This is a genomic window from Bacillus sp. ISL-18, assembly GCF_018613415.1.
In the GTDB taxonomy this organism is placed as follows: domain Bacteria; phylum Bacillota; class Bacilli; order Bacillales; family Cytobacillaceae; genus Neobacillus.
In genome coordinates this window covers 14587-40017 of record NZ_JAGGQG010000011.1, presented here as the reverse complement: position 1 = coordinate 40017, position 25431 = coordinate 14587, and the positions used below count along the sequence as shown (strand labels likewise).

Genomic DNA, 25431 nt, shown 5'->3' with positions numbered 1-25431 from the left:
CCTAAATTACCGTACGGTACTTAGCTTTCCTCCAGGCCCATAAAAAAGGACGTAATAGAAAGTATAAAAAATGTATCTTATTCGGTAATGGCAATGTTTCAGCATCTTCTGGATATGGATACATGAAACTGGTAATAAATACAAGCCTTTGCTTCTTGGACATTAAACTAAACAAATGAGTTTTATGATATCTTGCTATTTCAGTTGGCACAGGATCATTATGCAGATTTACCATTCTTTCAAGATAAAAAATAGCGGCTTGCGCTAATTTAATTGCCCGATTGTTATTAATTAAAATCTTCATTTCTTTTATTATAGGAGTATTAAATAATTCTGAAGACAAAATAAGTGCTTGGCCTCCTACATCAAAAAAATTGAATTTTTTTAAAAGAATAGTGAGATGATCCCAATTGACTTCCTGCCCTGAAATTTGATTTATGTCTAATAACCATCTTAAACGAGACCAACCATGCCTTGCTCCATGAGAAACAAGAAATAGAAATAAATCTTCTCTACCTAAATAGTATATTGGATAACTAGTGAGAGAGCTTTTTCTTTTCCGTTTCCACAAATCACTAAAATTCGGCTCTTTCCCAGGACCCGGATTTAATCTCCAATGAATTTCTATTTTCATCTTCTTTTCTGGATGGATATATGTAATATGGTGATGTCTCCATTTCCAATCATTTAATACTGTTTTAATATAGTCATCTTTTTCGTATCCAATATTCAATAACAACTCTTCAGCTTTTACTAAATCATCAATCGAAATAAGAAAATCCAAATCACCCGATGTTCGTAGTGACACATCCCCATAAAGGTCTACTCCTATTACAGGACCTTTTAAGCAAAGAAGTCGAATGTCATTCTTATTAAACAGTCTACTAATTTCTTCCATTTCACCACTGAATTGTAACATCTGGTATGTATTAAATACATAGGTTTGGGTAATTGTTTGAAGCACATAAGAAGGGACTAGATTTTTATCCATTTTCGTTAATTTAGAATATAATAATGGATAAACACGATGATGCATTGCTAAGTCTAAAAACAACTCCCACTTAGTATCTTTAAGGAGTTCTATTAAATTGTATTGCTCTTTATCAATATCCTCACTTTTAAGTATTTCAATAATCAGTTTTAATTCCATAGGGACTTGAGAAAGATTGAGACTGAATGTATTATCCATAGCTTTCTCCTTATTTATTTTATACACGTACCTTTTTAGCAAATTTACTTACAACAACAAATTTATTCATTACCTCTGCGCCTGTTATGTAGAAAGGCCCACTACGCAGCCATGCATGAGCAATTAGCTCACCATTTTTATCTTTTGATGTTCCAAGGTAAATAGTACTTTCAATGTGGCGTCTTTCCAACATTTTCATTGCGGCAATTGCTTTAACAAGACACATACTTTCCCAAAACGTATAACGACTCATTAGATTTACCGCCTCAGAAACTTTCATTAGTATCTGTTTTTCTGATTCATCAACATTTATGGTAGTTTCACTCATGTACTCTCCTAACAAAGGAGCCACCTTAGAAAAGGACCTATTTTTAATAATTCGAGCCCATCCCAAAAGGAAAAATGCCTCGATCAAAAGCAATTTAACATCCTTATCTATTAACAAGAATAACCGGACCATTCTAAACAATTTCATTAGTGCTCCCTACCTAATTTATTTAGGTTAACTATTTTTAATTTCAATTAATTCTTCATCCAATAAAATATTCAAAAAAGAAACTACATGTTCTTCACATTCAATTTGGCTAACATTATAATCCACAATTAAATTAGCGACTAATTCACTAACAGAGGTTGTATCATCAAGGAGGTCCCAAATAACACCACCGATATCTCCTACATTGTAATATTTTCCATTCTTAATACTTAGCATTACTTTTTCTCCACCCATATTACTAGTAATATGACCTTCAGTCTTCCTAACAGTATCTCCCAGCGTTATACTTACATTTTTAATCATTCCAATTCTCCTTTGCTAATTGTATTTAAAACTCCAGCTACAATTTGAGTAGAACTAGTACCGGTAAGAGGACGTTCTAATTGGTACATATTAATAGTTTCAATTATTTTTGAAGTTGTAACAAAGTGCCAATCCAACAAGCCCAAATTTGGTATTAGAGACTTTTGATAAGTGTTATAATAAAGTTTATAAAAACGTTCTAAGTTTTTGATTGGAATTATATTGAACTCTTTATTTTCTGTCTTCTTTAATTCAAAGATACCACCGAGGGGTATCTCTTCTGAAAAAAATTGGGTGCTAATAGGAATGCAGTACTTATTTTCCCTACCATATATTGGTTGATAATTATTTCTTTCCATTCCAAGGATTTCTAAACTATCCTTCCATAACTTCTGCTGAGGATATGATGGTATAACATATGGAATAGAGTCTTCCAGTGGAAATGATATTGCTATTACATCATCACTTAATAGTTGATATCCTTGATTTAAAAATGCTGATGCAATTGTTGACTTACCTGCTCCTGAATCTCCAACGAAAGCATATGCTTTCCCATTAATTACAACTGCACTGCCATGCAGAGGTAGTACTTTCCTTTGCATTAATATTGCACCAAAACATGTTCCTAAAATATAGAGTCTCATTACATCTTCCTTATTTTCTTTCAAAGGTGAGACTAGTATTGTTGTTCCCCCCTGAACCGAAAAGATAGCTACATCAGGAACTTGAAATAGAACAAAATTACTTTTTATAACAAAAGTATTTCTGTCATCTGACATTTCTGACCACTTAGTTGTTAAATCTACAAATTTCACTTCAATATCTACAGATTCTAAGTTGGTAAAATCAATCGCTTCTAATTCAGGTAAAGGTATCTGACTTATAATAGAAAAACCAAATGCTTTATAGGTAAGCATTTTTTCAGTTTTCACCATTAAATTTCCTCCAATAACAATAGTTATGAGAAAAGCCCTTACAATATTTAAATATAAGGGCTTTCATCATATTTATTTTGAATTTTTGGTAATCTACTAGGTTACCTATGTATGGCACCTGTATAGACTAAAATAACTTTTTAGTTTTCAATTAGCTAAAAGTCAATTTACCTTTTGGCGTGTTTTGTGGGAAAGCTGCATCAGTAAAATCGCCGTCTTTTCCAAGCATTGTCATTTTTACATCTAGAACTTGCAATTCAGGTTTTTGCCATTCTTTTTTCATAATCTCACCTCCTTTCAAGTAAATTGGTTAATAAATCTTGATACAATTAAACTACGCATTAATATTTTATATTCTGGATCGGTTGCATTCTCTGGTTTAGGTCCTTCCTTTAGCTTTACTAATGCATTATTTATGACTTGACCATTTAAAAAGTGTAGAGTTTTTTTATCAGTACTAAGCATTTTTAAATCATTCTTTAATGCATCCCATTGAGGAATTAGTCTATGGACCCAATCAGCACCTTGAACACCACGTATACGCTGATTTAATCTGACATCATCCGGAAGAAGATTTTTAGTTGCTCTTCTTATTAGAGAGCGGTCGACTCCGTTCTGCACATATTGATCCTCGGGTATTGAAAGGCAAAAACGAATTACTCGTAAATCATTTGTCGGATCTCGTTTGGATAGCTTGTAGTGTAATGATAATTTTGCTGCAAGAGTATTACCTGCATTCCACATAAATTGATTTTCAAAGTGCCGCTTTCTTTCCTTAAAAATTGTTGATGGAGGAAACCAACCTGTTTTTTCAATCCCGTATTCTTTAAGCTTTTCGTATACGTGCGTATTTTTGGCGAATACTGGGTTAATTAAAGCTGGCAGTTTATATGTAGTTCCATGTTCTAAAATCTGATTTACAAAAGGAAATCCCACACTAATTATCTCCGGTAGCCTTTTTAATCTTGGTCCTCCAATATTTTTTGAATACCTATCCAATTCTTGATAAAGGCGTAGCCATCTTAGTTTCTTCAGCAGAATTGAATAGTAGTCTAAGGCAAATCCCCAAGAAATGCTGAAGTTTCCTCTATCGCCGTTTAGTAATAACCCAACCCTAGCTTCATTAGATTTCTCAAACATTCCCTTTAACCAGAAGGAATTCTCAAAAAATTTATAAGGCATTTCCAATACTTCTAATAAACTGTCTATTTCTAAATAAGAATTTCTTCCATGAAAATCCAAATAATAATCTTCTATTCCCCCAACATAATTTACTGTTGATTTAATAAAAGGTCGTTCATCAGCTAATAGTTGTTTTGGGGTAAAATCCACAAAATCTTTTGGTGGAATATAACTAAAAGTATATAAACTCTTATTTTTTTCTTTAAGTGTCCTAGCTGCATAACTTACTACAGCACCAGAATCTAAACCACCACTAAGTTGAGCACCAACATTTAGATGAGTACGTAATCTAGCATTCACTGCTTCCTGAAATACCTCTTGAAAGGCTTCAACATACTCCTCATCATTTTTTAGTTTTATTGGTTTTTGTTGCTTTAGATCACAGTATTTTTTAAATGATATTTTCCCTTTTTCCACCAAAATGTAATGAGAAGGTGGAATTTGAAAAATATTTTTATATGGAGTAATTGAAGTATCCACAGCATCAATAGTACCTGATAATACCAAGAATTCCGCAAGCCATTGTTCATTAGATTCCTTATTAACATCAGGGATAGAAAATAAGGGATGAATTACTGTACTAAAGGAAAATCGAGAATTATTAAAATGGAAATAAAGAGTACGGGCACCCGAAAAGTCTCTTGCTCCAAAAAGTTTTTTTTCTATTTCATCCCATACAACGAAGGCAAAATCACCGATTAGATATTTAGGTGAATCCTCTCCCCATTTATGATAAGAAAGCAATATTAGTTCGCTATCAGTAATATCTTTTTGTTTTCTCTTATTAACTTGTAACCTCTCAAACAATTCATCCCGATTATCAATAATTGCATCAGCCGTAATCGCTAACTTCCGCTCATGATCATAATAAGGAAGTTTCTCCCCCACAGACTCAGGTGTGATCCATTGAGCATGGCAGCCAAGGAAGACTTTGTCGTTATGCCAAGTTTGAACATCATCAGCCGGATATTTTTCTAATTCTTTCATCATCCTGTTTCCATGTTCTAAATTGATCGGTTCATCATTTAAATGATATATTCCGGCTATAGCGCTCATCTTTTCCTCCTGCCATACATTTCACCAGTTTAAAAATCTATTAACCGAAATGTAAGTTCACTAAATAGAACATCAAATCCATAGTTAACTAAAGGAAATATCTTTTCATTTATTTTCCTGAATCTATGGTATAATTTTATTAATGTTATGTATCAAAACTACTAAATCCCATTACATAATACCTATATTAGTTCTTTATTGAGAACAACTTATAACCCTATAATAAATCCATAAACTACCACTGTCAACAATTTTTCCATTAACTATTAATATATTTTTATATAAAGATTTTTCGCCTAGTTTCTTCATTGATATAGTTATTGCTAAAAAAACAAATTGACATACCGCAAAATTTGTAGTAAATTTTATAAATAATCTAATAATTGTTTTCTTATCAAGAGAGGTTGAGGGAAGGGCCCTGCGACACCTCAGCAACCTTCAATGTTTTTTCTCATTGAAAAGGTGCTAAGTCCTGCAAATTTACTAATTTGCAAGATAAGAAGAATGACAAATGCGTTGTGCATCCAAAAGTCTTCTTCTTATAAGAAGACTTTTTTTATTTATCTAAAAGCTTTATTACTCAATCGCGTTAATGCGAAACATTATAAACTTTATTTACTACAAGGAGTGTCCGTCATGTACAAAATCGATACAAAACTTGCCCAAATAGGCAACCGCAGCGAAACAACAACTGGAACCGTCAACCCGCCTGTATACTTCTCTACAGCCTTTCGCCATGAAGGAATCGGGCAATCAACCGGGTTTGACTATACCCGCACAGGAAACCCGACCCGTCAGCTCCTTGAAAAGACGATCGCTGATTTAGAAGGTGCGGATCAAGGATTTGCCTGCAGTTCTGGAATGGCTGCTATCCAACTTATTCTTGCCTTATTTGAATCTGGTGATGAATGGATTGTCAGCGATGATTTATATGGCGGAACTTACCGCCTATTAGAAAAAGGCTATAAAAAATGGGGCTTAAAGACTCAATACGTAAATACCTGTTGTCCGGACGAAGTGGAGAAAAAAATCACTCCGCAAACAAAGGCGATTTTCCTAGAAACACCAACCAATCCGCTTATGCAGGAATCGGATATTGCGGCGATTTCAAAGATTGCTAAGCAGCATGGATTATTGTTAATCGTAGATAATACGTTCTATACACCGCTTTTACAACAGCCGATCAGCCTTGGTGCGGATATTGTCATCCACAGCGGAACGAAATACCTTGGAGGTCATAATGATGTCCTGGCTGGCCTTGTTGTAGCGAAAGGTAAAGAACTTTGTGAAGGCTTAGCCTTCCATCACAACGGAGCCGGTGCGGTGTTAAGTCCATTCGACTCTTGGTTATTAATGCGCGGAATGAAAACATTGTCCCTACGCATGGACCGACATGAAAAGAATGCGAAAGCCATCGTTGAATTCCTTTCAAACAGTGATGCTATAACAGATGTTCTCTACCCAGGACGCGGTGGAATGGTTTCTTTTAGAATTAAAGACGAAGCATGGGTAAATCCATTCTTACAGAATTTAAATTTAATCAGTTTTGCCGAAAGCTTAGGCGGAACGGAAAGCTTCATTACGTACCCAGCAACGCAAACACATATGGATATCCCCGAAGAGATTCGCATTCAAGCCGGAGTTTGCAACCGTTTATTACGTTTCTCTGTTGGAATTGAAGATTCACAAGATATTATTGAAGACTTACAGAACGCTTTTGCTAGAGTTCAAGAAGGAGTGATCGCATAATAATGGCACACGAAGAATATAGCTTTGAAACCAGACTGCTCCACAATAAGCATAAAATTGATCCAGTAACAGGGGCAGTTAGTGTACCGATCCAGCATGCGTCCACCTTCCATCAAGCTGATTTTGATTCATTTGGGAAGTATGATTATGGCCGCAGTTTGAATCCAACTCGTGAAGCACTTGAGGATGTAATTGCAGAACTTGAAGGCGGAGTGAAAGGATTTGCGTTTGCATCAGGAATGGCCGCTATTTCAACTGCCTTCCTTCTTCTATCATCTGGGGACCACATTGTGATCACCGAGGATGTGTACGGCGGTACCTTCCGGATGGTCACTCAAGTTCTGACAAGACTTGGGATTGAACATACGTTTGTCGATATGACCAATTTGGCGGAAGTAAAAGAAGCGATTCAGCCGAATACAAAAGCCTTTTATGTCGAAACACCTTCCAATCCATTAATGAAAGTAACGGATATTAGAGCGGTTAGTAGGATTGCACAAGAAATCGGAGCGTTAACATTTGTTGATAACACATTCCTGACTCCTTCCCACCAAAAACCGTTAGCACTTGGTGCAGATGTTGTCCTTCATAGTGCAACGAAATTTTTGGCAGGACATAGTGATGTCGTAGCAGGTCTTGCCGTTGTTAAAGATGAAGAGTTAGCTAAACGCTTAGGATTCTTACAAAATAGTTTTGGTGCCATCTTGGGTGTCCAAGATGCCTGGCTCGTACTACGAGGAATTAAGACGCTAAGTGTCCGCCTCGAGCAATCACAAAAATCAGCGATAAAAATGGCAGAATTTTTAGATTCCCATCCACTTGTGGAAAAAGTTCACTATCCAGGGCTTGAAAGCCACCCGCAATATCAAATTCAAAAAGAGCAAGCAGATGGTCCAGGAGCTGTTTTATCGTTTGAATTAGCGACTGAAGATGCGCTTCGCACCTTTGTTGCGAATGTGAAAATACCTGTATTTGCCGTCAGTTTAGGTGCGGTAGAATCCATTCTCTCTTATCCAGCGAAAATGTCTCATGCTGCTATGTCTCGTGAGGACCGCCATCAGCGCGGAATTACCGATGGACTCGTCCGACTATCAGTGGGACTTGAAAATCCTGATGATTTAATAAAAGATTTTTCGCAGGCACTTGAGCAAGTTCGTACTAAACATCTCGTCCTACATCAAGGGGAATGATTATGAACCTTTTAGAAAAATTACAAAAACAAATCCTCATTGCGGATGGTGCGATGGGCACGCTGCTATATTCGTTCGGTGTGGATACGTGTTCGGAAGAGTTGAATTTATCTCAACCGGAGCAAATCCAAAATATTCATCGAGCCTATATTGATGCCGGAGCGGATGTGATTCAAACCCATACCTATGCGGCCAATTATTTAAAGCTGCAGCGATATGGATTAGAAGACTCGGTTAAGGAAATCAACAGCGCTGCCGTCCGGAATGCTAAAAAAGCCGCTCAATCAAATGCTTTTGTCGTCGGGACTATTGGCGGCAACCGTGGTATTAAAACAAGTTCGATGACAATAGAAGAATTAAAACGGAGCTTTCGGGAGCAATTATATTGTTTGCTCCTTGAAGGTGTGGATGGGCTATTGCTCGAAACCTTTTACGATTTAGAAGAACTTGAAACCGTCCTAACGATTGCCCGGAAGGAAACAAAGCTGCCCATTATCACTCAGGTTTCCCTTCAGGACCCTGGTTTCTTACAGGACCGGACACCTGTTAATGATGCGTTAAAAAGACTGGAAGGCCTTGGCGCCGATGTTGTCGGCCTCAATTGCCGCTTAGGTCCGCACCATATGTTATTAGCTTTAGAACAGGTGGAAATTCCAAAGCATGCCTTTCTCTCTGCGTATCCAAACGCCAGCCTTCCTACCTATACAGACGGAAAGTTTCATTATGAAGGCGATGCCGATTATTTTCAAAAATCAGCGCAAAGCTTTCGCAGTCAAGGAGTTCGGTTACTCGGCGGCTGCTGCGGTACAACACCCGACCATATTCGCGCCTATGCATCTGAATTAAAGAATAGTATCCCTGTGACTGAAAAAGTTGTAAAATTGAAACAAAAGCCGATTATTGTCGAATCAACTCCTAAAAGGGAATTCACTCCCCTGCAGGAAATCGTGAAAGAACGGCCTTCAGTGATTGTTGAATTAGACCCTCCTCGGAAGCTGGATACGACCAAGTTTTTCGAAGGGGCTAAGGCGCTTAAAAAAGCGGGAATCGATTCGATCACACTTGCGGATAATTCACTGGCAACCGTTCGGATTTCCAATGAATCCTTAGGCTATCTTTTAAAAAATGAATACGCTATGCGCCCGCTGATTCATCTTGCCTGCCGTGACCGCAATATCATCGGGCTGCAATCGCACCTAATGGGACTTCACACCCTTGGAATGAATGATATCTTAGCGATTACGGGAGACCCTGCTAGAGTCGGAGATTTCCCTGGTGCCTCTTCCGTTTATGATGTGTCGTCGTTTGAACTGATTCAAATGATCAAACAGATGAACGAAGGCTTGTCCTTCTCTGGTAAAGATTTAGGACAAAAAACAGCTTTTAGTGTAGCAGCAGCCTTTAATCCAAATGTCCGCTCGGTTGAGAAAGCCGTAAAGCGTTTGGAGAAGAAGATTCAATATGGTGCCGATTACTTTATTTCTCAGCCAGTTTTTTCTGAGGAGAAATTGATTGAAGTCTATGAAAATACCAAACATCTTGATACACCGATTTACATTGGCTTAATGCCGTTAACCAGCAGTAAAAACGCAGAGTTTCTTCATAATGAAGTGCCTGGGATCAAAATTGCCGATTCGATTCGTGACCGGATGGCTCTCTTGAATGATAACCCGCTTCAGGCCGCTAGAGAAGGAATTGCGATTACGAAGTCCTTGATTGATACAGCATTAGATTTATTTAATGGAATTTATTTAATTACACCATTCTTAAGGTTTGAATTAACAGCAGAACTTGCTGCTTATACAAACCAGCGGGCTAGTGAGATTAGGGGGGGCAGCTATGCCGAAAACACCATTTTCTGAACAACTTAAAAAGCGCATCTTAGTCATGGACGGTGCAATGGGTACAATGCTGCAGCAAGCCGATCTTACAGCAGAAGATTTTGGCGGCGAGCAGTATGAGGGCTGTAACGAACACCTCGTTCTAACAGCTCCTTCCGTCATTTCTCGTATTCATCGGGAATATTTAGAAGCCGGTGCAGACATTATTGAAACGAATACGTTTGGGGCAACAAGCCTTGTTTTAGATGAATATGAACTGGGATTTAAAGCTTATGAGATTAATAAAATCGCATCGATGCTGGCTGTCAGAGAAGCAATGAGCGTATCGACCGATGAATGGCCTCGTTATGTAGCTGGTTCCATGGGTCCGACAACCAAAACCTTAAGTGTAACAGGCGGAACCACTTTCGATGCCCTCTCTGCTACTTATGAAGAGCAGGCGATTGGGTTAATCGATGGCGGTGTTGATTTACTTTTACTAGAAACTAGCCAGGACTTATTAAATGTGAAAGCTGGTTTTGTAGGAATTCAAAGTGCTTTTTCAAAAACGGGTAAAACCCTGCCGCTGTTTATTTCCGGAACCATTGAACCAATGGGGACAACCTTGGCCGGGCAAACAATTGAGTCGTTCTTTATTTCTGTGGAACACATGAATCCGATCGCCGTCGGTCTTAACTGTGCGACCGGCCCTGAATTCATGCAGGACCATATTCGTTCACTTGCAGGTTTGGCAACAACCGCTGTCAGCTGTTATCCAAATGCCGGCTTGCCTGATGAAGACGGACACTATCACGAAACACCAGAAATATTGGCGAAAAAGCTTTCCGATTTTGCGGCACATGGCTGGTTGAATATTGTCGGCGGCTGCTGTGGTACAACACCTGAACATATCAAGGTCATTGCTGAGGCGATGAAACAATACCAGCCACGTCCGTTCCAATCAACAAGCACGCACATGGTTTCTGGTATTGAGCCATTTATTTACGATGATCCTACTTTACGGCCAATCATGGTTGGAGAACGTACAAACGTTATCGGTTCTCGTAAATTCAAACGATTAATTACAGAAGGCAAATTTGAAGAAGCGTCGGAAATTGCCCGCGCTCAGGTTAAGGGCGGCGCCCATGTTATTGATATTTGCCTTGCCGATCCCGATCGTGACGAAATGATTGATATGGAGAATTTCATTAAGGAAGTCGTTAAAAAGGTTAAGGTTCCGCTTGTTATTGATTCTACGGATGAAAAGGTCATCGAAAGAGCACTCAAATATTCTCAAGGGAAAGCCATTATCAACTCGATCAACCTTGAGGATGGCGAAGAGCGCTTTGAAGCGATTGTACCGTTAATTCACCGATATGGTGCGGCTGTCGTTGTGGGAACAATTGATGAAGAAGGAATGGGAGTTTCAGCTGAACGGAAACTGGCCATTGCCAAACGTTCCCATGACCTGTTAGTTCATAAATATGGCCTTAAGTCACAAGATCTCATTTTTGACCCGCTTGTTTTCCCAGTTGGTACAGGGGATGAACAATATATTGGCTCAGCTAAGGCAACCGTAGAAGGAATTAGGATGATTAAAGAAGCGATGCCGGAAGTGCAGACCATCCTTGGAATTAGTAACGTTTCCTTCGGTCTTCCTCCTGTCGGACGCGAGGTGCTGAATTCGGTCTTCCTCTACCATTGTACGCAGGCTGGCTTGGATTATGCGATTGTGAATACGGAAAAGCTGGAGCGCTTTGCTTCGATTTCAAAGGAAGAAGTGCAATTAGCAGAGGCTTTGTTATTTGATACAACCGATGAAACATTAGCTACATTTACCGAGTTTTACCGTGGGAAAAAGAAGGAAGCAAAGACAACCATACCAAATATGACATTGGAAGAGCGCTTAGCCTACTATGTGATTGAAGGAACAAAAGAAGGTTTGCTTCCTGATTTAGAATTAGCGCTTGCCTCCTACCCTGCTCCATTAGATATTATTAACGGTCCATTAATGGATGGCATGAAAGAAGTTGGCCGCCTCTTTAATGATAACCAGTTAATTGTCGCGGAGGTTCTGCAAAGTGCGGAGGTCATGAAAGCCTCTGTTTCCTTCCTAGAGCCTCATATGGAAAAAGGCGATGTTTCTGCCTCTAAGGGGAAGGTTATTTTAGCAACGGTTAAAGGTGATGTTCACGATATCGGGAAAAACCTCGTAGATATCATCCTAAGTAATAACGGCTATAACGTCGTTGACTTAGGGATTAAGGTTACTCCAACGGATTTGGTGCAAGCGATTCGTGAAGAGAAGCCCGATATGGTCGGATTATCTGGTTTATTGGTGAAATCAGCGCAGCAAATGGTGTTAACGGCCCAAGATATGAAAGAAGCTGGGATTTCTGTGCCGATTCTTGTTGGCGGTGCTGCCCTATCTCGTAAGTTCACCGATACCAGGATTGCCAAGGAATATGATGGATTGGTCCTTTATGCAAAGGATGCCATGAACGGTCTATCGCTTGCCAATCAATTACAGTCACCAGAAGAGTATCAAAAGCTGCTTGAAGATAAAGAAGAAAAGCTGGCAGCTTTGGAGATTCCACGGGAATTACCAACCCGTGCAGCTAGTGCTGTCGCGGTAAAAGTGAAACCTGCGGTGTCAACAGAGGTACCTGTCTTTACGCCGATGGACACGAAGAGACATATTTTAAGATCTTATTCTCTTTCTCATATTGAGCCTTATATCAATATGCAAATGTTGATCGGCCATCATCTTGGTTTGAAAGGAAAACTTTCGAAGCTGCTTGCCGAAAAGGATGATAAAGCCTTAAAAATTAAAGGAACGGTAGATCAATTGTTAGCAGATGCCAGTGCAAATAACTGGATTACACCTGCAGCGGCCTATCAATTTTTCCCAGCGCAATCGGACGGGAATAAGGTCTATATCTATAATCCGGTAGATCAAAAGACTATTATTGAGACCTTTGATTTTCCTCGTCAGGAATCCGCACCATTCCTTTGTTTAGCTGACTTTTTAAAGTCGGTTGACAGCGGTGTGATGGATTATGTTGGCTTCTTTACAGTGACAGCTGGAAGAGGGATTCGCCAAAAAGCAGATGAGTTTAAGGCTGAGGGACGATTCCTTGAAAGTCATGCGCTTCAATCATTGGCGCTTGAGTCTGCTGAAGGCTTTGCCGAGTTGATTCACCGCCAGATGCGCGATCGCTGGGGATTCCCAGATCCGCTTGATTTCACGATGCAGGATCGTTTTACGGCCAAATATCAAGGGCAGCGTTTCTCATTTGGTTACCCGGCTTGTCCGGAGTTAGAAGATCAGAAGAAGCTGTTTAAGTTAATTCACCCTGAAGAGATCGGGATTGAATTAACGGAAGGCTGTATGATGGAACCTGAAGCATCGGTTTCAGCAATTGTGTTTGCACATCCTGAGGCTCGGTATTTTAATGTGAATAGATAAGAAAGAGTCCGCGGTTCTTCAGCGGATTCTTTGTTTTGTATGGGATTTGAGGATTTTGCGCATATGTAATTCTGTGAGATTTTTGATTTTCCCGTGGAATTTTGATTTATTGCGCGTTTCTTTGCGTTATACCCGTGGGAAGCCGGAATAATTCCGTGCATTTTCAAATTAATTCCGTACACTCTCTAATTATTTCCGTGTACTTTCTAATTAATTCCGTGCACTTTCTAATTAATTCCGCGTATTTTCTAATTAATTCCGTACAAATTTCAATTATTTCCGTAAATCCCATTCTCCCACAAATCCTGCCCATTTTTTCAATCCCACCTTGACAATTTCTACAATCTCCACTATAGTTACCTAGGTAACTAATTTTAAAAACATTGGAGCGAACCATGTTAACCCACGAATTATTCCATACACTTCATCAGCTTTCAAGACATCTCACCAACAAACTTAATGAAGCCTTAAAACCATTAGGACTATACAGTGCCCAGTGGGCTCTTATCTACGTTCTGAAAAATAAAGGTTCACTGACACAAAAAGAACTTTGTGATTACCTATTTGTTGAAGCGCCGCCCATGACAAGAACCATTCAACGTTTAGTAAAACAAGGGTATGTGACTCAAGTCCCCGGGAAAGACAAACGTGAAAAACATGTTCAGCTAACAGAATTGGCTGATCAGGAATATTCAAAATGGGAGCATATTGTTAACTCGGTCAATCATGAACTCATGAGAGACTTTCCCATTGAATCTCGAGAACAACTCGTAAAACTCCAAAAAAGCTGGTTACAGCAAATTTTATAAATTGAGGTGCATCACATGAACAAACCTAAACTATGGACAAAAAACTTTATTAGTATTTCCTTTAGTAATCTTTTTCTATTTTTAACTTTTTACATCTTGCTTGTTACACTTCCCTCTTACGCCCTTGATGAATTACATAGTAGCTCTTCGATGGCAGGCTTGATGACAACGGTCTTTTTACTATCAGCGATTATTTCTCGGCCTCTTGCCGGACAATGGCTTGAACGGGCGGGTAATAAGAAGGTATTGCTAACAGCACTCTTTCTTTTCGCTGCAGCCTCACTTCTTTATTTCTTACCTAAAACCGTTGGTGGTTTCTTAGTGATCCGTCTCTTACATGGGATTGGGTTTGGTATGGCGACGACAGCCGTTGGGACAATTGTGGCAGATATCATTCCTGCTTCCCGTCGTGGTGAAGGAATGGGCTATTTTGCGATGTCAACCAATTTAGCGATGGTTTTTGGCCCGTTTGTGGGGTTATTGGCGATGCAGCAATGGGGTGCTCGTCCATTATTTATTCTAAGTGTGATTGTAGCTTTTTGTTCTTTAATAACAGGGTTAATTGTGAAACATAATACATTTGAAACTCCTGAACAAACGAAAGCTCATTCTTCTTTTTCCATCAGCAGCCTGTTTGAGGCTTCTGCCGTGCCAATTTCAATCGTTGGCAGCTTTATGGCGATTGTCTATTCTGCTCTATTATCATTTGTATCGATTTATGCAGGTGAAATTCACTTAGAGCACATTGCCAGCATGTTCTTTGTTGTCTACGCGATTGTCTTATTAGCGTCAAGACCCTTCACAGGTAAATGGCTGGATCAGCATGGTCCTAATGTGATTAGTTTCCCATGTATCGTTCTTTTCGCGATTGGTATGTTTATTTTGAGTCAAAGTAATGGAGCGGTTACCTTCCTTTTTTCAGCAGGATTGATTGGGATTGGCTGGGGTACCCTTTTCCCAACCTTCCAAACGATCGCGATTCAAGATGCAGAACCTCGAAAAAGAGGTTTGGCAACGGCCACGTTCTTATCCATCTATGATACCGGAATTGCGTTAGGTTCGTTTATTGTTGGGGTTATTGCCTCAAAGATGGATTACAGTACTCTTTATTGCTTCTCTTCGTTTTATATCTTAATTGGATTGGTTCTTTTTTACTTCCTTCATACGAAAAAAAATGCTTCGGCAAAGGAATCTGTCCAACAAACAAAAGGACAGGAAATTTAAGTTTTTTAACATTGCTCCTCGATTTGTTATATAATGAAATGAACCAAATCAGAGGAGTGATGATTATGGCAAAATCAAAAGCCAAAAAGCTTAGAGAAAAACTAGCTCGCGAAGGACAAATGAATCCCGAAGTCAAGAGAAGTCCATTTGTTTTCACGGATATGAGAACAAGAACAACCAAAACCAAAAAAGACCATTTATATCTGTTCAAACACGAGAACCATCAATCCCATGACGGAAATGATGGTTCTTTTTATTTTGCTGCCCCCAGCTGCAAATACTTTAATAACCGCTGCCTTTCCAGATAATGCTGCTGCGCTTCCTCTACTGACACCATGGAAAAGTGAAGAATGGTGTCAGGCACCGCTTGAGCAACTTTCGGAATGTCCGCTGAGATTACTGTTCCGATTCTTGTGTAGCCGCCGGTGGTTTGCCGATCGGCGAGGAGGATGATGGGCTGGCCGCTTGCGGGGACTTGGATTCCGCCTAGCGGGATGGGTTCGGAGATGATATCAGGACTACCGATGTGTTCAAGTTTCGGGCCTTTTAGCTGATAGCCCATCCGATTGGCTTGATGGGTCACTACATATTCCTCCGAGCAAAACCGGTGTATACTCTCCTCCGTAAATCGATTCTCATGAGGTCCAATAACCACCCGAATGGTCATTTCTTTTGAATATTGGGGAGCCAATTCTGGATGAAGCATTTTATAAGGCTTTCTTATTAAGGGGTTGCCTGCTAGTACATCTCCTTTCTGCAATGCCCGTCCCTTAAAGCCGCCAAATTTCCCATTTAAAAAGGTGGATTTGCTGCCTAACACAAAAGGAACATCAATGCCTCCTCCAATGGCTATATAAGCTCGAGCTCCTCGTTTACTATGGCCAACTGTAAGAACCTGACCCTTCCGTAACAGGAAGCTTTTCCACATCGAAACTTCCTCCCCATCCACTTTGGGCGTAAAATTACCGCCGCAAATGGCGATTGCTACATCATTTAATGCCTCGACCTCGGGCCCTATGATAGCTGACTCGAGTACGGCTTCACTATTAGGATTTCCAACAAGAATATTTGCCACTTGCATGGAATAGGTGTCCATCGCACCGGATGGACTGATACCATATTGTTGATACCCATATCTGCCTAAATCCTGAACTGTTGTTTGCAGACCGGGTTTCAATACTTTAAAGATAGCCTCCATTAGGTTCGCCAGCTTTTTCTAATCTGAATGTTTACTTGTTGAAAAGCCTGCTTTAATTTTGAGACAAATTCTAACGCCTGCGGATCATCCCCATGTACACAAATCGTATCCGCTTGAATCGCTATATCTGAGCCATCAACAGCCTCTACCTTTCCTTCCTTAATCATGCGAATGACCCGAGTAATCGCAAACGCCGAATCATGAATCATCGCATTCGGCTCCACGCGGTATGTTAATGTCCCGTCAGGCTGGTAAGTACGATCGGCAAACACTTCCCCAGCAACCAGCAATCCCCTCTCCTTGCCCTCCTTCGCTAACTCACTGCCTGCAAGTGCAAATAAAACAAGCTCAGGATTAACATCAAATACAGCTTGCGCAATCGACTCAGCCATTTCCCTGCTCCTGGCCGCCATATTATATAAAGCGCCATGCGGCTTTACATGAACAAGGTTCGTTCCGTTAGCTTTACACACAGCATCTAATGCACCGATTTGATAAACCACAAGATTATATATCTCTCGCGGTGCCAGCTTCATTTCTCTCCGTCCAAAACCAGCTAGATCAGGAAAGCCGGGATGAGCACCTATTTGCACTCCATATTTTTTGGCACGGCTAACCGTCTCAAACATGACATTGTGGTCCCCGCCGTGATAACCACAGGCAATATTCGCAGAGGAGATATGTTTTAAAACTTCCTCATCGTTCCCAATCTTAAAGGCGCCAAAACTTTCCCCCAAATCACAATTCAAATCAATCACAGTCATACGTCCTTCTCCCTTTTATAAGTTTTTAGCGTATATGTTTTATTGTTAATTAATTGCTGGATTCTTTTATACTCTTTAAAATCTATCGAATGAAATTTGATATAGTTTCCCGCAGAAAAAAGTAACGGTGATGGACGATCTAGGTCAAACAGCTTTAAAGGTGTAATCCCAAGGATTCGCCATCCTGATGGAACATCGGTGGGGTATATGCCTGTTTGATTACCGCCAATTCCAACAGAACCTGGCAGCACACTTGACCGTGGATGCTCCAGTCTAGGGACTGCAAGATTTGGAGGCAGCCCGCCTAGATAAGGGAAGCCCGGAACAAAGCCCATCATATAAATAAGGTACTCCTTGCTTGTATGCTGCCGAATAACCTCTTCTTCACGTAACTGATGATACCTCGCAACATAGGCTAAATCAGGGCCAGTTGTCCCGCCATAGTAAACGGGCACTTCATAAACCAAACGCTGTTCATCGTTCATTTTAATAGCCGAAGTGTAGATTCTTTTGATCCAGCTTTCTAAATCATGATAGCTGATCCTTTCTGGCTGATAGTAGATCGCAACCGTAGAATAAGCAGGCACCCATTCGGTAATTCCCTTTATTTCCGCCTCTTCAAGGCCTCTAATAAATTGCTGAATCTCCCTTTGGATTTTTTCACTAATTTGGTTTCCAAACGAAACTTGCAGGCTTAAGTCTCCAAGTGATTTTATCTCGATCATGATTATCTCCCATTTTTTCTTCGTTGGTTTTACGTTATAGCTTGGCTCCATATAATTCAAGTAATATCGTCGCTTTTTAGCCAGAATTTTTGAAATGAAAGCACTTCATTTTACAATCATTTTTAATTACGCTAAGCTAGACTTATTACTAAATATTGGAGGGATTTTGATGTTTGATGTGGTTATTATTGGAGCAGGCGCTGCAGGGGCAAGTGCAGCTTTGTTTACAGCTAAAGCTGGTAAAAAAACGTTGGTTGTCGACAATGACAAGAGCATGACCAAACGCGCTTGGATTGAAAACCATTATGGTGTTTCTGAAATCACTGGACCAGATTTGATTGAAATCGGTAAAAAGCAAGCAACAAAATTTGGGGCAGAAATAGTAGAAGCTACTGTAACCGATGTTCAAAAAAATGAAGAAGGTTTCAAAGTGGTAACCGACCAAAGCCAATACCAAGCCAAGCATGTCATTGTGGCAACTGGAGCTTTAACTGCTCTCGCAGAACCTATTGGTCTAAAAACCAAGCCAGGAACAGAACCAAGAATTAAAACAGTTCTTGATGTTGATACTGCCGGAAAAACCAATATCGATGGTATTTGGGCTGCTGGAACGGTTGCTGGTGTAAGTGTACATACCATTATCACAGCAGGCGACGGCGCAAAAGTAGCAATCAATGTGATTAGTGAAATCAATGGTGAACGTTATGTTGACCATGATGTATTAAAATCTTAATTTATTAAGGAGCATCCAAATGCCTGCAAAGAAAATGGACCACGTTGGCGTATTTGTTAAAGACCTAGATGCATCACTGACATTTTATCAAGAGATTGTTGGGATGGACCTTAAGGATCAGTTTACCATTAATAATGGAGCTTTAACTTTAGCATTCCTTGGCTTCAATGGTTCTGATGAAACGGAATTGGAATTAGTATATGGCGGCAATCCCGATCTTCCAGAGGAAGGGAAAGTCAACCACATCGCTTTTTTAGTTGATGATATTGAAGAGGAATTTAACCGTTTAAAGGGGTTAGATGTTTCATTTATAAGTGAACAAGTCGACACGCTTCCAAACGGGTATCGTAACTTCTTTGTGAACGGTCCTGACGGAGAAAAAGTTGAATTCTTTAAAAGATAGTAGTAAAAAACCTCCTTTTTCCGGGAGGTTTTTACGTATTATCTTAAATTCACTATTTGATCGATATGACTAATGATGAATGAAGTGCTTTACCTGGTTCAACCATGACTAATTCTTCCTTACGGTTCAATTCATCGGTCTTGGCCATCCATGGCTCTACACAAATAAATTCTTGGTCTTTTTCAGTCCATAACACAATATACTTAAATTCATCCCCATACCTCATTGTAACAGTCTTCTTTTGATCGGGAAGCTCAAATGATATCTCCCTTTGAGCTGCATCTAATAGAACAACGGACTCCTTTAAGTCAGTTAAATTCAATGAACCTTGTATTGATTTTTTGCGCATGTCATTATAATCTAAGTAGGTTTTCGCATCCGTTTGATAGATCAAATCCTTATAGGATGTTTTAAAGTACGGATGAAATCCTGCATAAATCGGCATGGTATTCTCCGAAATATTTCGATAGACCTGATCAATCCGGAGGTCATTTTTTGTAATGGTATAAGTAAAGATGACTTCAAACTTAAAAGGATACTCTTTCAGTGTACCATCATTACTAGTTAATCGTAAGGTAATAGAGGCGGTCTTTTCATTCGGACAAGTCTCCACTACTTCCCAGGGATAATTTCTGGCTACCCCATGATTTTTCATTTTATACACCTGACCGTTCCATTCATACTGCCCATTTTCTAATTGTCCTGAGATGGGAAATAGAATCGGTATTCCGCCTCTAATATTCTTTTCTGCATCATAGAGTGTATTTTCATTTAAAAAGAAAATTTCCTCATTTTCAACCCCAAACCCAGTAATAATTCCTCCCCGTTCAGGAACAACTTTCAGCCAGCTGCCGAACTCGGTATCGAATAATTCATATACACTTAGTCCATTCTCTTGATGAACCTTCACTTGGTACATATCTATGTTCATCCTTTCTAGTATTTAGCTAATTTCACTTAACATTTGACAGGTTTTCAGCTAACCTTTTAAAATTACTTTAACCTTCTAATTAATTGCCATTCAACAATTAATAGAATTTATTTAGTCCTGAAAATCTTTTGCAAAGGAGAGTACTTTTACCAAAGTCAAGCTACTTCCATTTCGGAATATAAAGGGGATATTTATGATAAAAAAAGATAATAATCTTAAGCTCGTTGTGGCCGGGCTCTTGCTCGCGATATTAATGTCGGCCATGGATAATACCATCGTGGCAACGGCAATGGGAACGATCGTCTCAGACCTCGGCGGCTTTGATAAATTTGTCTGGGTCACCTCTGCCTACATGGTCGCCGTCATGGCGGGAATGCCGATCTTCGGCAAGCTATCCGATATGTATGGCCGCAAACGTTTCTTTCTTTTTGGGTTAATCGTCTTCCTGATTGGCTCAGCACTTTGTGGAATTGCCCAATCCATTGTTCAGTTAAGTATTTACCGGGCCATTCAAGGAATAGGCGGCGGCGCACTTATGCCAATTGCGTTCACAATTGTATTCGACATTTTCCCGCCGGAAAACCGCGGCAAGATGACCGGTTTGCTCGGTGCTGTTTTTGGTGCCTCCAGTGTCCTTGGACCATTACTTGGTGCCTATATAACAGATTATATTAGCTGGCATTGGGTCTTTTATGTAAACGTTCCAATCGGGATTGTATCCATTATTTTAATTGTTCGTTTCTATCATGAATCCTTACAGCATGCCAAGCAAAAAATTGATTATCTTGGGGCGATTACGCTTGTCATTTCAGTCGTCAGTCTGATGTTTGCTCTCGAATTAGGCGGTAAAGAATATGATTGGGATTCGGTCCAAATCATCAGTTTATTTGCCAGCTTTTTCATCTTTTTTGTAGCCTTCTTCATTGCCGAGTTCAAGGCAGCAGAACCGATTTTACCACTTTGGCTTTTTAAACGCCGCTTATTTGCTACCTCACAGATCCTGTCGTTCTTATACGGCGGAACCTTTATTATTTTAACTGTGTTTATTCCGATTTTTGTTCAAGCCGTTTATGGTGGTACAGCCAAAAACGCTGGATTAATATTAACACCGATGATGTTAGGGTCAGTAGCAGGAAGTTCGATTGGAGGGATCTTTTTAACAAAAACGTCTTTCCGTAATTTGATGTTCTTATCGATTGTTTCTTATGTAGCTGGTATGTACTTACTTGGAACAATGACGGTCGACACCGCCCGCTATTTACTAACGATTTATATGATTTTGGTTGGCTTTGGGGTTGGCTTTTCTTTTTCCTTGCTGCCAACCGCCTCAATGCACAATTTGGAGCCGCAATACCGGGGAACAGCCAATTCAACCAATTCCTTTTTACGTTCTTTCGGAATGACACTTGGGGTAACCATTTTTGGTACGCTCCAGGGTAACCTGTTTACAAATCAATTAAAGGAAGCCTTTAAAGGCATGCAAGGCGGGGGCGGACAGCAATTCCAAATCGGCGACCCCCGGCAAATTTTCCAAGCAAGTGAGCGGGCAAAAATTCCGGATTTTATTTTAGATAAAATTGTTCAAGCAATGTCTTATTCGATCACACACACCTTTATCCTAACATTGATTCCAATTGTGCTTGCTGCGATTACGATTATATTTATGGGGAACGCCCGCGTCGAAGTCAGCAAGAAACCCGCAAAAGGTTAAAAAAACAAGCACTGACCTAAAACGTCAGTGCTTGTTTTCTACACTTTAAGATCCTTGCCTGCTTCCACGATATGAAACAATAAGTGGGCCAGATGATGGATTGCGCCATACTCTTCCTCTTCCTCTGTTTCTTCCTCGCTGACTTGAAGGTCACTTAAGAATAACACCATAAATTCATAGAAGTCTTTCAATTGAAAGGAATAACAGCCGACCGGATCTTCATTGTCGTCTTCATATTGTAAGACCATGTAAGAGAGATTCCCATCAATGTCTGCAGCGTCAAAAAAGACAAAAAAGCCAATATTGGTATCAAGCTCGAATAATTGTCTTGTCCCGCCCTCTGTTGCTTTGTTAAATTCCTCTTGATTTATTTTCTGTATTTGCATGCTGTCTACATTATCTTCTTGGTGAAACCCAACCACAAATGATTCCATGATATCCTCCTTAACCTCTACATAAAGTACAAACACATGTTAGTAGGATACCCAACAAGGGATTCATTTCATTCAGGCTTCTTGTAATCATTACATCGATCTTGGTAATATTCCGTTAGAAGCGGATTTTCTGTTGTGGCGAACCGGGCTGTTTGCAGCGTCATTTCCGGTTCCACGCCATACAGTTGTTTCATCGCCTCTTTTTCCCATTCATCATCTTCAAACAGCTGACGCCGTTTTTCATCTCTCATACCATTCACCTGCTTTCGATTTGAACTCTTTAATTACTTAAGGCCTGCTCTAAATCACGCAGTAAAACATTCACATCCTCGAGACCGACCGCTAGACGAATTGTCCCTGGACTCATATGTTCCTTTATCAACTTTCCTTCATTGTTTTTAAGATTAGGGGTAATAACCAGGCTTTCAAACGAGCCCCAGGAAACCCCAATTTTAAAAGCTTTAAATTTGTTAATGACCTTTTCCACTTGCTCATAATTTGATGCTGCTAATTCGATACTCATCAGACCGCTGTAACCTGATAACTGTTTTTTTCCCAGCGTATAATCCGGATGGGATTCAAGAGCAGGATAGTTAACCTTTGCAACTTTGGGATGTGATTCCAAATAGGTTGCCACTTTTAATGCATTCTCCTGATGGGACAGCATTCGCAATGGTAATGTTCTTATTCCTCTTAGTAATAACGCTGCTTCAGACGGCGGCATGGCAGCGCCCATTAGCAAGTATTCTTTAGTAAATAAGGTGTTCATAATTTTTTTACTCGTAATTAAAGCCCCGCCTAAGACGTCACTATGGCCGCCAAGATATTTGGAGGCTGAATGAACGACTACATCGATTCCGAGGGTTATTGGCTTTTGAAATAGTGGAGTTGCCCAAGTATTATCAATAATGGTACGAATCCCGTTTTCCTTAGCCAGCTTACTGACTGCCGCTAGATCAATTAATCGGTAGGTCATATCCGTCGGACTTTCGAGAAAAATGACTTTGGTGTTGGACTGAATCGCCTGAGATATTTCATCAGTATTAGTAGAATATACAACTGAATGACTTATATGAAACTTTCCTAAATATTTTAGGAGTTCCATCGTCGAGTAATATAAATTACTGACGCAAAGGACATGGTCGCCACTCTGAACACTATTGATAAGGGCCGCGCTGATTGCTGCCATTCCTGATGAAAAGGTCTTGCAGTCTTCCCCACGTTCTAACGCAGCTAATTTTTTTTCCACAATTTCAACCGTAGGATTCGTTCCTCTTCCATACACATAATGGTGTTTTTCTGACTGAACAGCATCCACTAATTCGCTCAATCTTGGATAAGTAAACAATGTGTTTTGGAATGTGGGGGGAACAACAGCCCCGTGAAAACGATCACGGTCATCTTCATACTGCATACAAATCTGCTTATCTTGCTCAAACTCTTTTATATGTCTCATTGGGTAAACTCCTATAAAAGTAACTTTTTGCTTATTTTCTGCCCTTTATAGTCATTCATTCCAATGAATTAAAAAAATCCCTTGAAAAAATAGGGACATTGAAAATCTTCGGTTCATTAAGAATCCTAAAGTAACAACAAAAAAGGTATAATCTCTTAATGATGAGAAATTATACCTTTTTGTTAGACTAAGTAAAAGAACCTGTTGATTGGAGCGAAGCCGCCTGGAGCGGAAATCAACAGCCCAATTTAGACAACATTATCATACTGGAGGCAGAATAGGAGGTCCTTGTGGCCCTACGTAAGCATAGTCATGAGTATGAGATACAGCTTCGCTTTTTACTTCGTGATTGGATGCAAAAAGAACAAGGAACGAAACGGAAAGTAATAGAACAGCCATTTTTTTCATACGATTCCTCCTGTAATTTTATTGAGATAGCTTACTGCTTTGTGAACCATCCCGTTTTCATTGTAATAATCAGCCAGCATTTTATAAAAACGAGTAAGGTAGTCCTTCTGTTCATTAGTCTCCTCAAAATAAGGAATGACCTTTGCTTCTAAATATTTGAACGCTTTTTGCGGTGAAGCCATATGAAATAAATAAAATTCTGCCAAAAGACGATATTTCTTATTTCCTAACTCTTTTGAAAGTAAAAAGGCTTCCTGCAAATATTTTTTTGCCTTTTCAGTCGATTGGAGAGAGCAATAAATTTCACCTATAGAATAAAGGGTAACTAAATAGTGCTGGTCTAAGTTAGTCTGAAGAGCCAAACTTTTTTCATAATAGAACAGTGCTTCCCTGTCATTATTCATCTTATGTTGTAAGAAGCCCATGTTATGGTAAATCTGCGGCAGCATTTTTTCTTCCTTTAACAATTCAGCATTCCGGATTAAATGCTGAAAACACCCTTCTGCTTCCTCGTAAATTTTCGAGTGCGTGTAACTAATGCCTAAGAGCATTAACGTGTGCAGAATGCGCAAGAAGTTATGCTGGTTCATAAAAATCTGCAGCGCCATCTTTCCGAAATGAATGGCATGTCCAGACTGTTCTAGCGAACTTTTTACAAGTGCCCGGTGATATAGGAATTCGCCGCTCGTTGTATCATGTTCATTTTCAATGTACAAGGTTTCAAGGATGTCATCAGCGTTTTTGTGCTGTCCTTTTAAAATTAAGAATATCGCATTATAATAGCGAAAAAAATAGCTTTCATGTTGGGAAAATTTTTTCTTTTGTTTAAATAATAAGTCCCTTTGCGACTCCGCTTCCCCAATTTGTCTTTTAAATAAGAGATAGCGATATTTCGTTAGCTCCCAAATATAAATATGTTTTGAGAATGGGGTCAGATGCTCCCTTTTTTTTAATTTCTGATAAATCTCATCCACCTCTTTAGTCAGGTAGAAATTTATTTTATTATTTACATCTCTAAGGAGGTGTTTAATTTCATCTTCCTTTTCTTCCATTTCTTCAAGGCTAATGCTGAGCCGTTCAAGTAAAAGGGCGATCGTTTCTTCGTTTGCTTCCTTTGAATTGTTTTCAATTTTACTTAAATGCGGAACAGAGCATATTCCTTTTGCAAGCTCTGTTTGGGTCATTCCTCGTTGGGTTCGATAGTATTTAATCAGGGCTCCGAATTCCATTTGTCACCAGCTTGCCT

General features: G+C 39.6%; 24 protein-coding genes and 1 riboswitch. Of the genes, 10 read left to right on the top strand and 14 right to left on the bottom strand.

Annotated elements, in window-relative coordinates:
• Position 1: 1 nt before the first annotated feature.
• The 6 genes from J7E81_RS17895 to J7E81_RS17870 form a co-directional block, all read right to left on the bottom strand.
• On the bottom strand, positions 2–1189 hold the full coding sequence (locus tag J7E81_RS17895; RefSeq protein ID WP_215044507.1) for a nucleotidyltransferase domain-containing protein: 1188 nt from the start codon (positions 1187–1189) through the stop codon (positions 2–4).
• 19 nt (positions 1190–1208) lie between these two features.
• The gene (locus J7E81_RS17890; protein ID WP_215044505.1) at positions 1209–1664 is read right to left on the bottom strand and encodes a lasso peptide biosynthesis B2 protein; all 456 of its coding nucleotides are present in this window, start codon (positions 1662–1664) and stop codon (positions 1209–1211) included.
• A gap of 27 nt (positions 1665–1691) precedes the next feature.
• Positions 1692–1988: a lasso peptide biosynthesis PqqD family chaperone gene (locus tag J7E81_RS17885; protein WP_215044503.1), complete on the bottom strand. Its 297-nt coding sequence runs from the start codon at positions 1986–1988 to the stop codon at positions 1692–1694.
• On the bottom strand, positions 1985–2923 hold the full coding sequence (locus J7E81_RS17880) for a phosphoenolpyruvate carboxykinase (ATP) (RefSeq protein ID WP_215044501.1): 939 nt from the start codon (positions 2921–2923) through the stop codon (positions 1985–1987). Before J7E81_RS17880 ends, J7E81_RS17885 begins: the two co-directional genes overlap by 4 nt.
• Before the next feature lie 151 nt (positions 2924–3074).
• Complete coding sequence (locus J7E81_RS17875; protein ID WP_215044499.1) at positions 3075–3206, bottom strand: paeninodin family lasso peptide; 132 nt, start codon at positions 3204–3206, stop codon at positions 3075–3077.
• Positions 3207–3220: 14 nt separating this feature from the next.
• Positions 3221–5161 (bottom strand): lasso peptide isopeptide bond-forming cyclase, encoded by a 1941-nt coding sequence (locus tag J7E81_RS17870; RefSeq protein WP_215044497.1) that lies wholly within the window; start codon positions 5159–5161, stop codon positions 3221–3223.
• Positions 5162–5549: 388 nt separating this feature from the next.
• A riboswitch (SAM riboswitch) is annotated at positions 5550–5663 on the top strand.
• A gap of 134 nt (positions 5664–5797) precedes the next feature.
• On the opposite strand from J7E81_RS17870, the gene J7E81_RS17865 reads away from it, so the two are divergent.
• The 7 genes from J7E81_RS17865 (at position 5798) to J7E81_RS17835 (ending at position 15730) form a co-directional block, all read left to right on the top strand.
• Positions 5798–6910, top strand: a complete 1113-nt coding sequence (locus tag J7E81_RS17865) for a methionine biosynthesis PLP-dependent protein (RefSeq protein ID WP_215044495.1) — start codon at positions 5798–5800, stop codon at positions 6908–6910.
• 2 nt (positions 6911–6912) lie between these two features.
• Positions 6913–8100, top strand: a complete 1188-nt coding sequence (gene metC / locus J7E81_RS17860) for a cystathionine beta-lyase (protein ID WP_215044493.1) — start codon at positions 6913–6915, stop codon at positions 8098–8100.
• Between the two features lie 2 nt (positions 8101–8102).
• Positions 8103–9962, top strand: a complete 1860-nt coding sequence (locus J7E81_RS17855; protein ID WP_215044491.1) for a bifunctional homocysteine S-methyltransferase/methylenetetrahydrofolate reductase — start codon at positions 8103–8105, stop codon at positions 9960–9962.
• Positions 9940–13389: a methionine synthase gene (gene metH / locus J7E81_RS17850; RefSeq protein WP_215044490.1), complete on the top strand. Its 3450-nt coding sequence runs from the start codon at positions 9940–9942 to the stop codon at positions 13387–13389. Before J7E81_RS17855 ends, metH begins: the two co-directional genes overlap by 23 nt.
• 395 nt (positions 13390–13784) lie before the next feature.
• Positions 13785–14198, top strand: a complete 414-nt coding sequence (locus tag J7E81_RS17845; RefSeq protein ID WP_215044488.1) for a MarR family winged helix-turn-helix transcriptional regulator — start codon at positions 13785–13787, stop codon at positions 14196–14198.
• 15 nt (positions 14199–14213) lie between these two features.
• Positions 14214–15422 (top strand): MFS transporter, encoded by a 1209-nt coding sequence (locus J7E81_RS17840; protein ID WP_215044486.1) that lies wholly within the window; start codon positions 14214–14216, stop codon positions 15420–15422.
• Between the two features lie 65 nt (positions 15423–15487).
• Positions 15488–15730, top strand: coding sequence for a hypothetical protein (locus J7E81_RS17835; RefSeq protein ID WP_215044484.1), 243 nt, complete (start codon positions 15488–15490; stop codon positions 15728–15730).
• On the opposite strand, the gene J7E81_RS17830 is transcribed toward J7E81_RS17835, so the two are convergent.
• The 3 genes from J7E81_RS17830 to pxpB are packed head-to-tail and all read right to left on the bottom strand — an operon-like array spanning position 15676 to position 18109.
• Complete coding sequence (locus tag J7E81_RS17830) at positions 15676–16620, bottom strand: 5-oxoprolinase subunit C family protein (RefSeq protein ID WP_215044482.1); 945 nt, start codon at positions 16618–16620, stop codon at positions 15676–15678. The two genes, J7E81_RS17835 and J7E81_RS17830, sit on opposite strands and share 55 nt — an antisense overlap.
• Complete coding sequence (locus J7E81_RS17825; protein ID WP_215044480.1) at positions 16620–17384, bottom strand: LamB/YcsF family protein; 765 nt, start codon at positions 17382–17384, stop codon at positions 16620–16622. The genes J7E81_RS17830 and J7E81_RS17825 overlap by 1 nt, the downstream gene beginning before the upstream one ends.
• Entirely contained in the window at positions 17381–18109 is a 729-nt protein-coding gene (pxpB, locus tag J7E81_RS17820; RefSeq protein ID WP_215044478.1) for a 5-oxoprolinase subunit PxpB, read from the bottom strand. Before pxpB ends, J7E81_RS17825 begins: the two co-directional genes overlap by 4 nt.
• A 169-nt stretch (positions 18110–18278) precedes the next feature.
• On the opposite strand from pxpB, the gene J7E81_RS17815 reads away from it, so the two are divergent.
• A complete protein-coding gene (locus J7E81_RS17815; RefSeq protein ID WP_215044476.1) occupies positions 18279–18842 on the top strand; it encodes an FAD-dependent oxidoreductase in 564 nt (187 codons plus the stop codon).
• A gap of 19 nt (positions 18843–18861) precedes the next feature.
• Positions 18862–19245, top strand: a complete 384-nt coding sequence (locus tag J7E81_RS17810) for a VOC family protein (RefSeq protein ID WP_215044474.1) — start codon at positions 18862–18864, stop codon at positions 19243–19245.
• Between the two features lie 52 nt (positions 19246–19297).
• Here the strand turns inward: J7E81_RS17810 and J7E81_RS17805 are convergent, their stop codons facing one another.
• Positions 19298–20164, bottom strand: coding sequence for an aldose epimerase family protein (locus tag J7E81_RS17805; protein WP_215044471.1), 867 nt, complete (start codon positions 20162–20164; stop codon positions 19298–19300).
• A gap of 205 nt (positions 20165–20369) precedes the next feature.
• Here J7E81_RS17805 and J7E81_RS17800 point away from each other — a divergent pair, with 205 nt between their 5' ends.
• Positions 20370–21887, top strand: a complete 1518-nt coding sequence (locus J7E81_RS17800; RefSeq protein ID WP_215044468.1) for an MDR family MFS transporter — start codon at positions 20370–20372, stop codon at positions 21885–21887.
• 38 nt (positions 21888–21925) lie between these two features.
• On the opposite strand, the gene J7E81_RS17795 is transcribed toward J7E81_RS17800, so the two are convergent.
• The 4 genes from J7E81_RS17795 to J7E81_RS17780 form a co-directional block, all read right to left on the bottom strand.
• Positions 21926–22321: a cytosolic protein gene (locus tag J7E81_RS17795; RefSeq protein ID WP_215044466.1), complete on the bottom strand. Its 396-nt coding sequence runs from the start codon at positions 22319–22321 to the stop codon at positions 21926–21928.
• Positions 22322–22389: 68 nt separating this feature from the next.
• Entirely contained in the window at positions 22390–22572 is a 183-nt protein-coding gene (locus J7E81_RS17790) for a hypothetical protein (RefSeq protein ID WP_215044833.1), read from the bottom strand.
• Positions 22573–22601: 29 nt separating this feature from the next.
• Positions 22602–23777, bottom strand: coding sequence for a trans-sulfuration enzyme family protein (locus tag J7E81_RS17785; RefSeq protein WP_215044464.1), 1176 nt, complete (start codon positions 23775–23777; stop codon positions 22602–22604).
• Positions 23778–24181: 404 nt separating this feature from the next.
• Positions 24182–25414 carry a tetratricopeptide repeat protein gene (locus J7E81_RS17780; protein ID WP_215044462.1) on the bottom strand — a complete coding sequence of 411 codons (1233 nt, stop codon included), beginning with the start codon at positions 25412–25414 and terminating at the stop codon, positions 24182–24184.
• Between the last annotated feature and the right edge of the window lie 17 nt (positions 25415–25431).

Bases quoted from the DNA above. Each gene is read 5' to 3' on its own strand.
- J7E81_RS17895 (WP_215044507.1), bottom strand. From the start codon at position 1,189: ATGGATAATACATTCAGTCTCAATCTTTCTCAAGTCCCTATGGAATTA.
- J7E81_RS17890 (WP_215044505.1), bottom strand. From the start codon at position 1,664: ATGAAATTGTTTAGAATGGTCCGGTTATTCTTGTTAATAGATAAGGAT.
- J7E81_RS17885 (WP_215044503.1), bottom strand. From the start codon at position 1,988: ATGATTAAAAATGTAAGTATAACGCTGGGAGATACTGTTAGGAAGACT.
- J7E81_RS17880 (WP_215044501.1), bottom strand. From the start codon at position 2,923: ATGGTGAAAACTGAAAAAATGCTTACCTATAAAGCATTTGGTTTTTCT.
- J7E81_RS17875 (WP_215044499.1), bottom strand. From the start codon at position 3,206: ATGAAAAAAGAATGGCAAAAACCTGAATTGCAAGTTCTAGATGTAAAA.
- J7E81_RS17870 (WP_215044497.1), bottom strand. From the start codon at position 5,161: ATGAGCGCTATAGCCGGAATATATCATTTAAATGATGAACCGATCAAT.
- J7E81_RS17865 (WP_215044495.1), top strand. From the start codon at position 5,798: ATGTACAAAATCGATACAAAACTTGCCCAAATAGGCAACCGCAGCGAA.
- metC (WP_215044493.1), top strand. From the start codon at position 6,913: ATGGCACACGAAGAATATAGCTTTGAAACCAGACTGCTCCACAATAAG.
- J7E81_RS17855 (WP_215044491.1), top strand. From the start codon at position 8,103: ATGAACCTTTTAGAAAAATTACAAAAACAAATCCTCATTGCGGATGGT.
- metH (WP_215044490.1), top strand. From the start codon at position 9,940: ATGCCGAAAACACCATTTTCTGAACAACTTAAAAAGCGCATCTTAGTC.
- J7E81_RS17845 (WP_215044488.1), top strand. From the start codon at position 13,785: ATGTTAACCCACGAATTATTCCATACACTTCATCAGCTTTCAAGACAT.
- J7E81_RS17840 (WP_215044486.1), top strand. From the start codon at position 14,214: ATGAACAAACCTAAACTATGGACAAAAAACTTTATTAGTATTTCCTTT.
- J7E81_RS17835 (WP_215044484.1), top strand. From the start codon at position 15,488: ATGGCAAAATCAAAAGCCAAAAAGCTTAGAGAAAAACTAGCTCGCGAA.
- J7E81_RS17830 (WP_215044482.1), bottom strand. From the start codon at position 16,620: ATGGAGGCTATCTTTAAAGTATTGAAACCCGGTCTGCAAACAACAGTT.
- J7E81_RS17825 (WP_215044480.1), bottom strand. From the start codon at position 17,384: ATGACTGTGATTGATTTGAATTGTGATTTGGGGGAAAGTTTTGGCGCC.
- pxpB (WP_215044478.1), bottom strand. From the start codon at position 18,109: ATGATCGAGATAAAATCACTTGGAGACTTAAGCCTGCAAGTTTCGTTT.
- J7E81_RS17815 (WP_215044476.1), top strand. From the start codon at position 18,279: ATGTTTGATGTGGTTATTATTGGAGCAGGCGCTGCAGGGGCAAGTGCA.
- J7E81_RS17810 (WP_215044474.1), top strand. From the start codon at position 18,862: ATGCCTGCAAAGAAAATGGACCACGTTGGCGTATTTGTTAAAGACCTA.
- J7E81_RS17805 (WP_215044471.1), bottom strand. From the start codon at position 20,164: ATGTACCAAGTGAAGGTTCATCAAGAGAATGGACTAAGTGTATATGAA.
- J7E81_RS17800 (WP_215044468.1), top strand. From the start codon at position 20,370: ATGATAAAAAAAGATAATAATCTTAAGCTCGTTGTGGCCGGGCTCTTG.
- J7E81_RS17795 (WP_215044466.1), bottom strand. From the start codon at position 22,321: ATGGAATCATTTGTGGTTGGGTTTCACCAAGAAGATAATGTAGACAGC.
- J7E81_RS17790 (WP_215044833.1), bottom strand. From the start codon at position 22,572: ATGAGAGATGAAAAACGGCGTCAGCTGTTTGAAGATGATGAATGGGAA.
- J7E81_RS17785 (WP_215044464.1), bottom strand. From the start codon at position 23,777: ATGAGACATATAAAAGAGTTTGAGCAAGATAAGCAGATTTGTATGCAG.
- J7E81_RS17780 (WP_215044462.1), bottom strand. From the start codon at position 25,414: ATGGAATTCGGAGCCCTGATTAAATACTATCGAACCCAACGAGGAATG.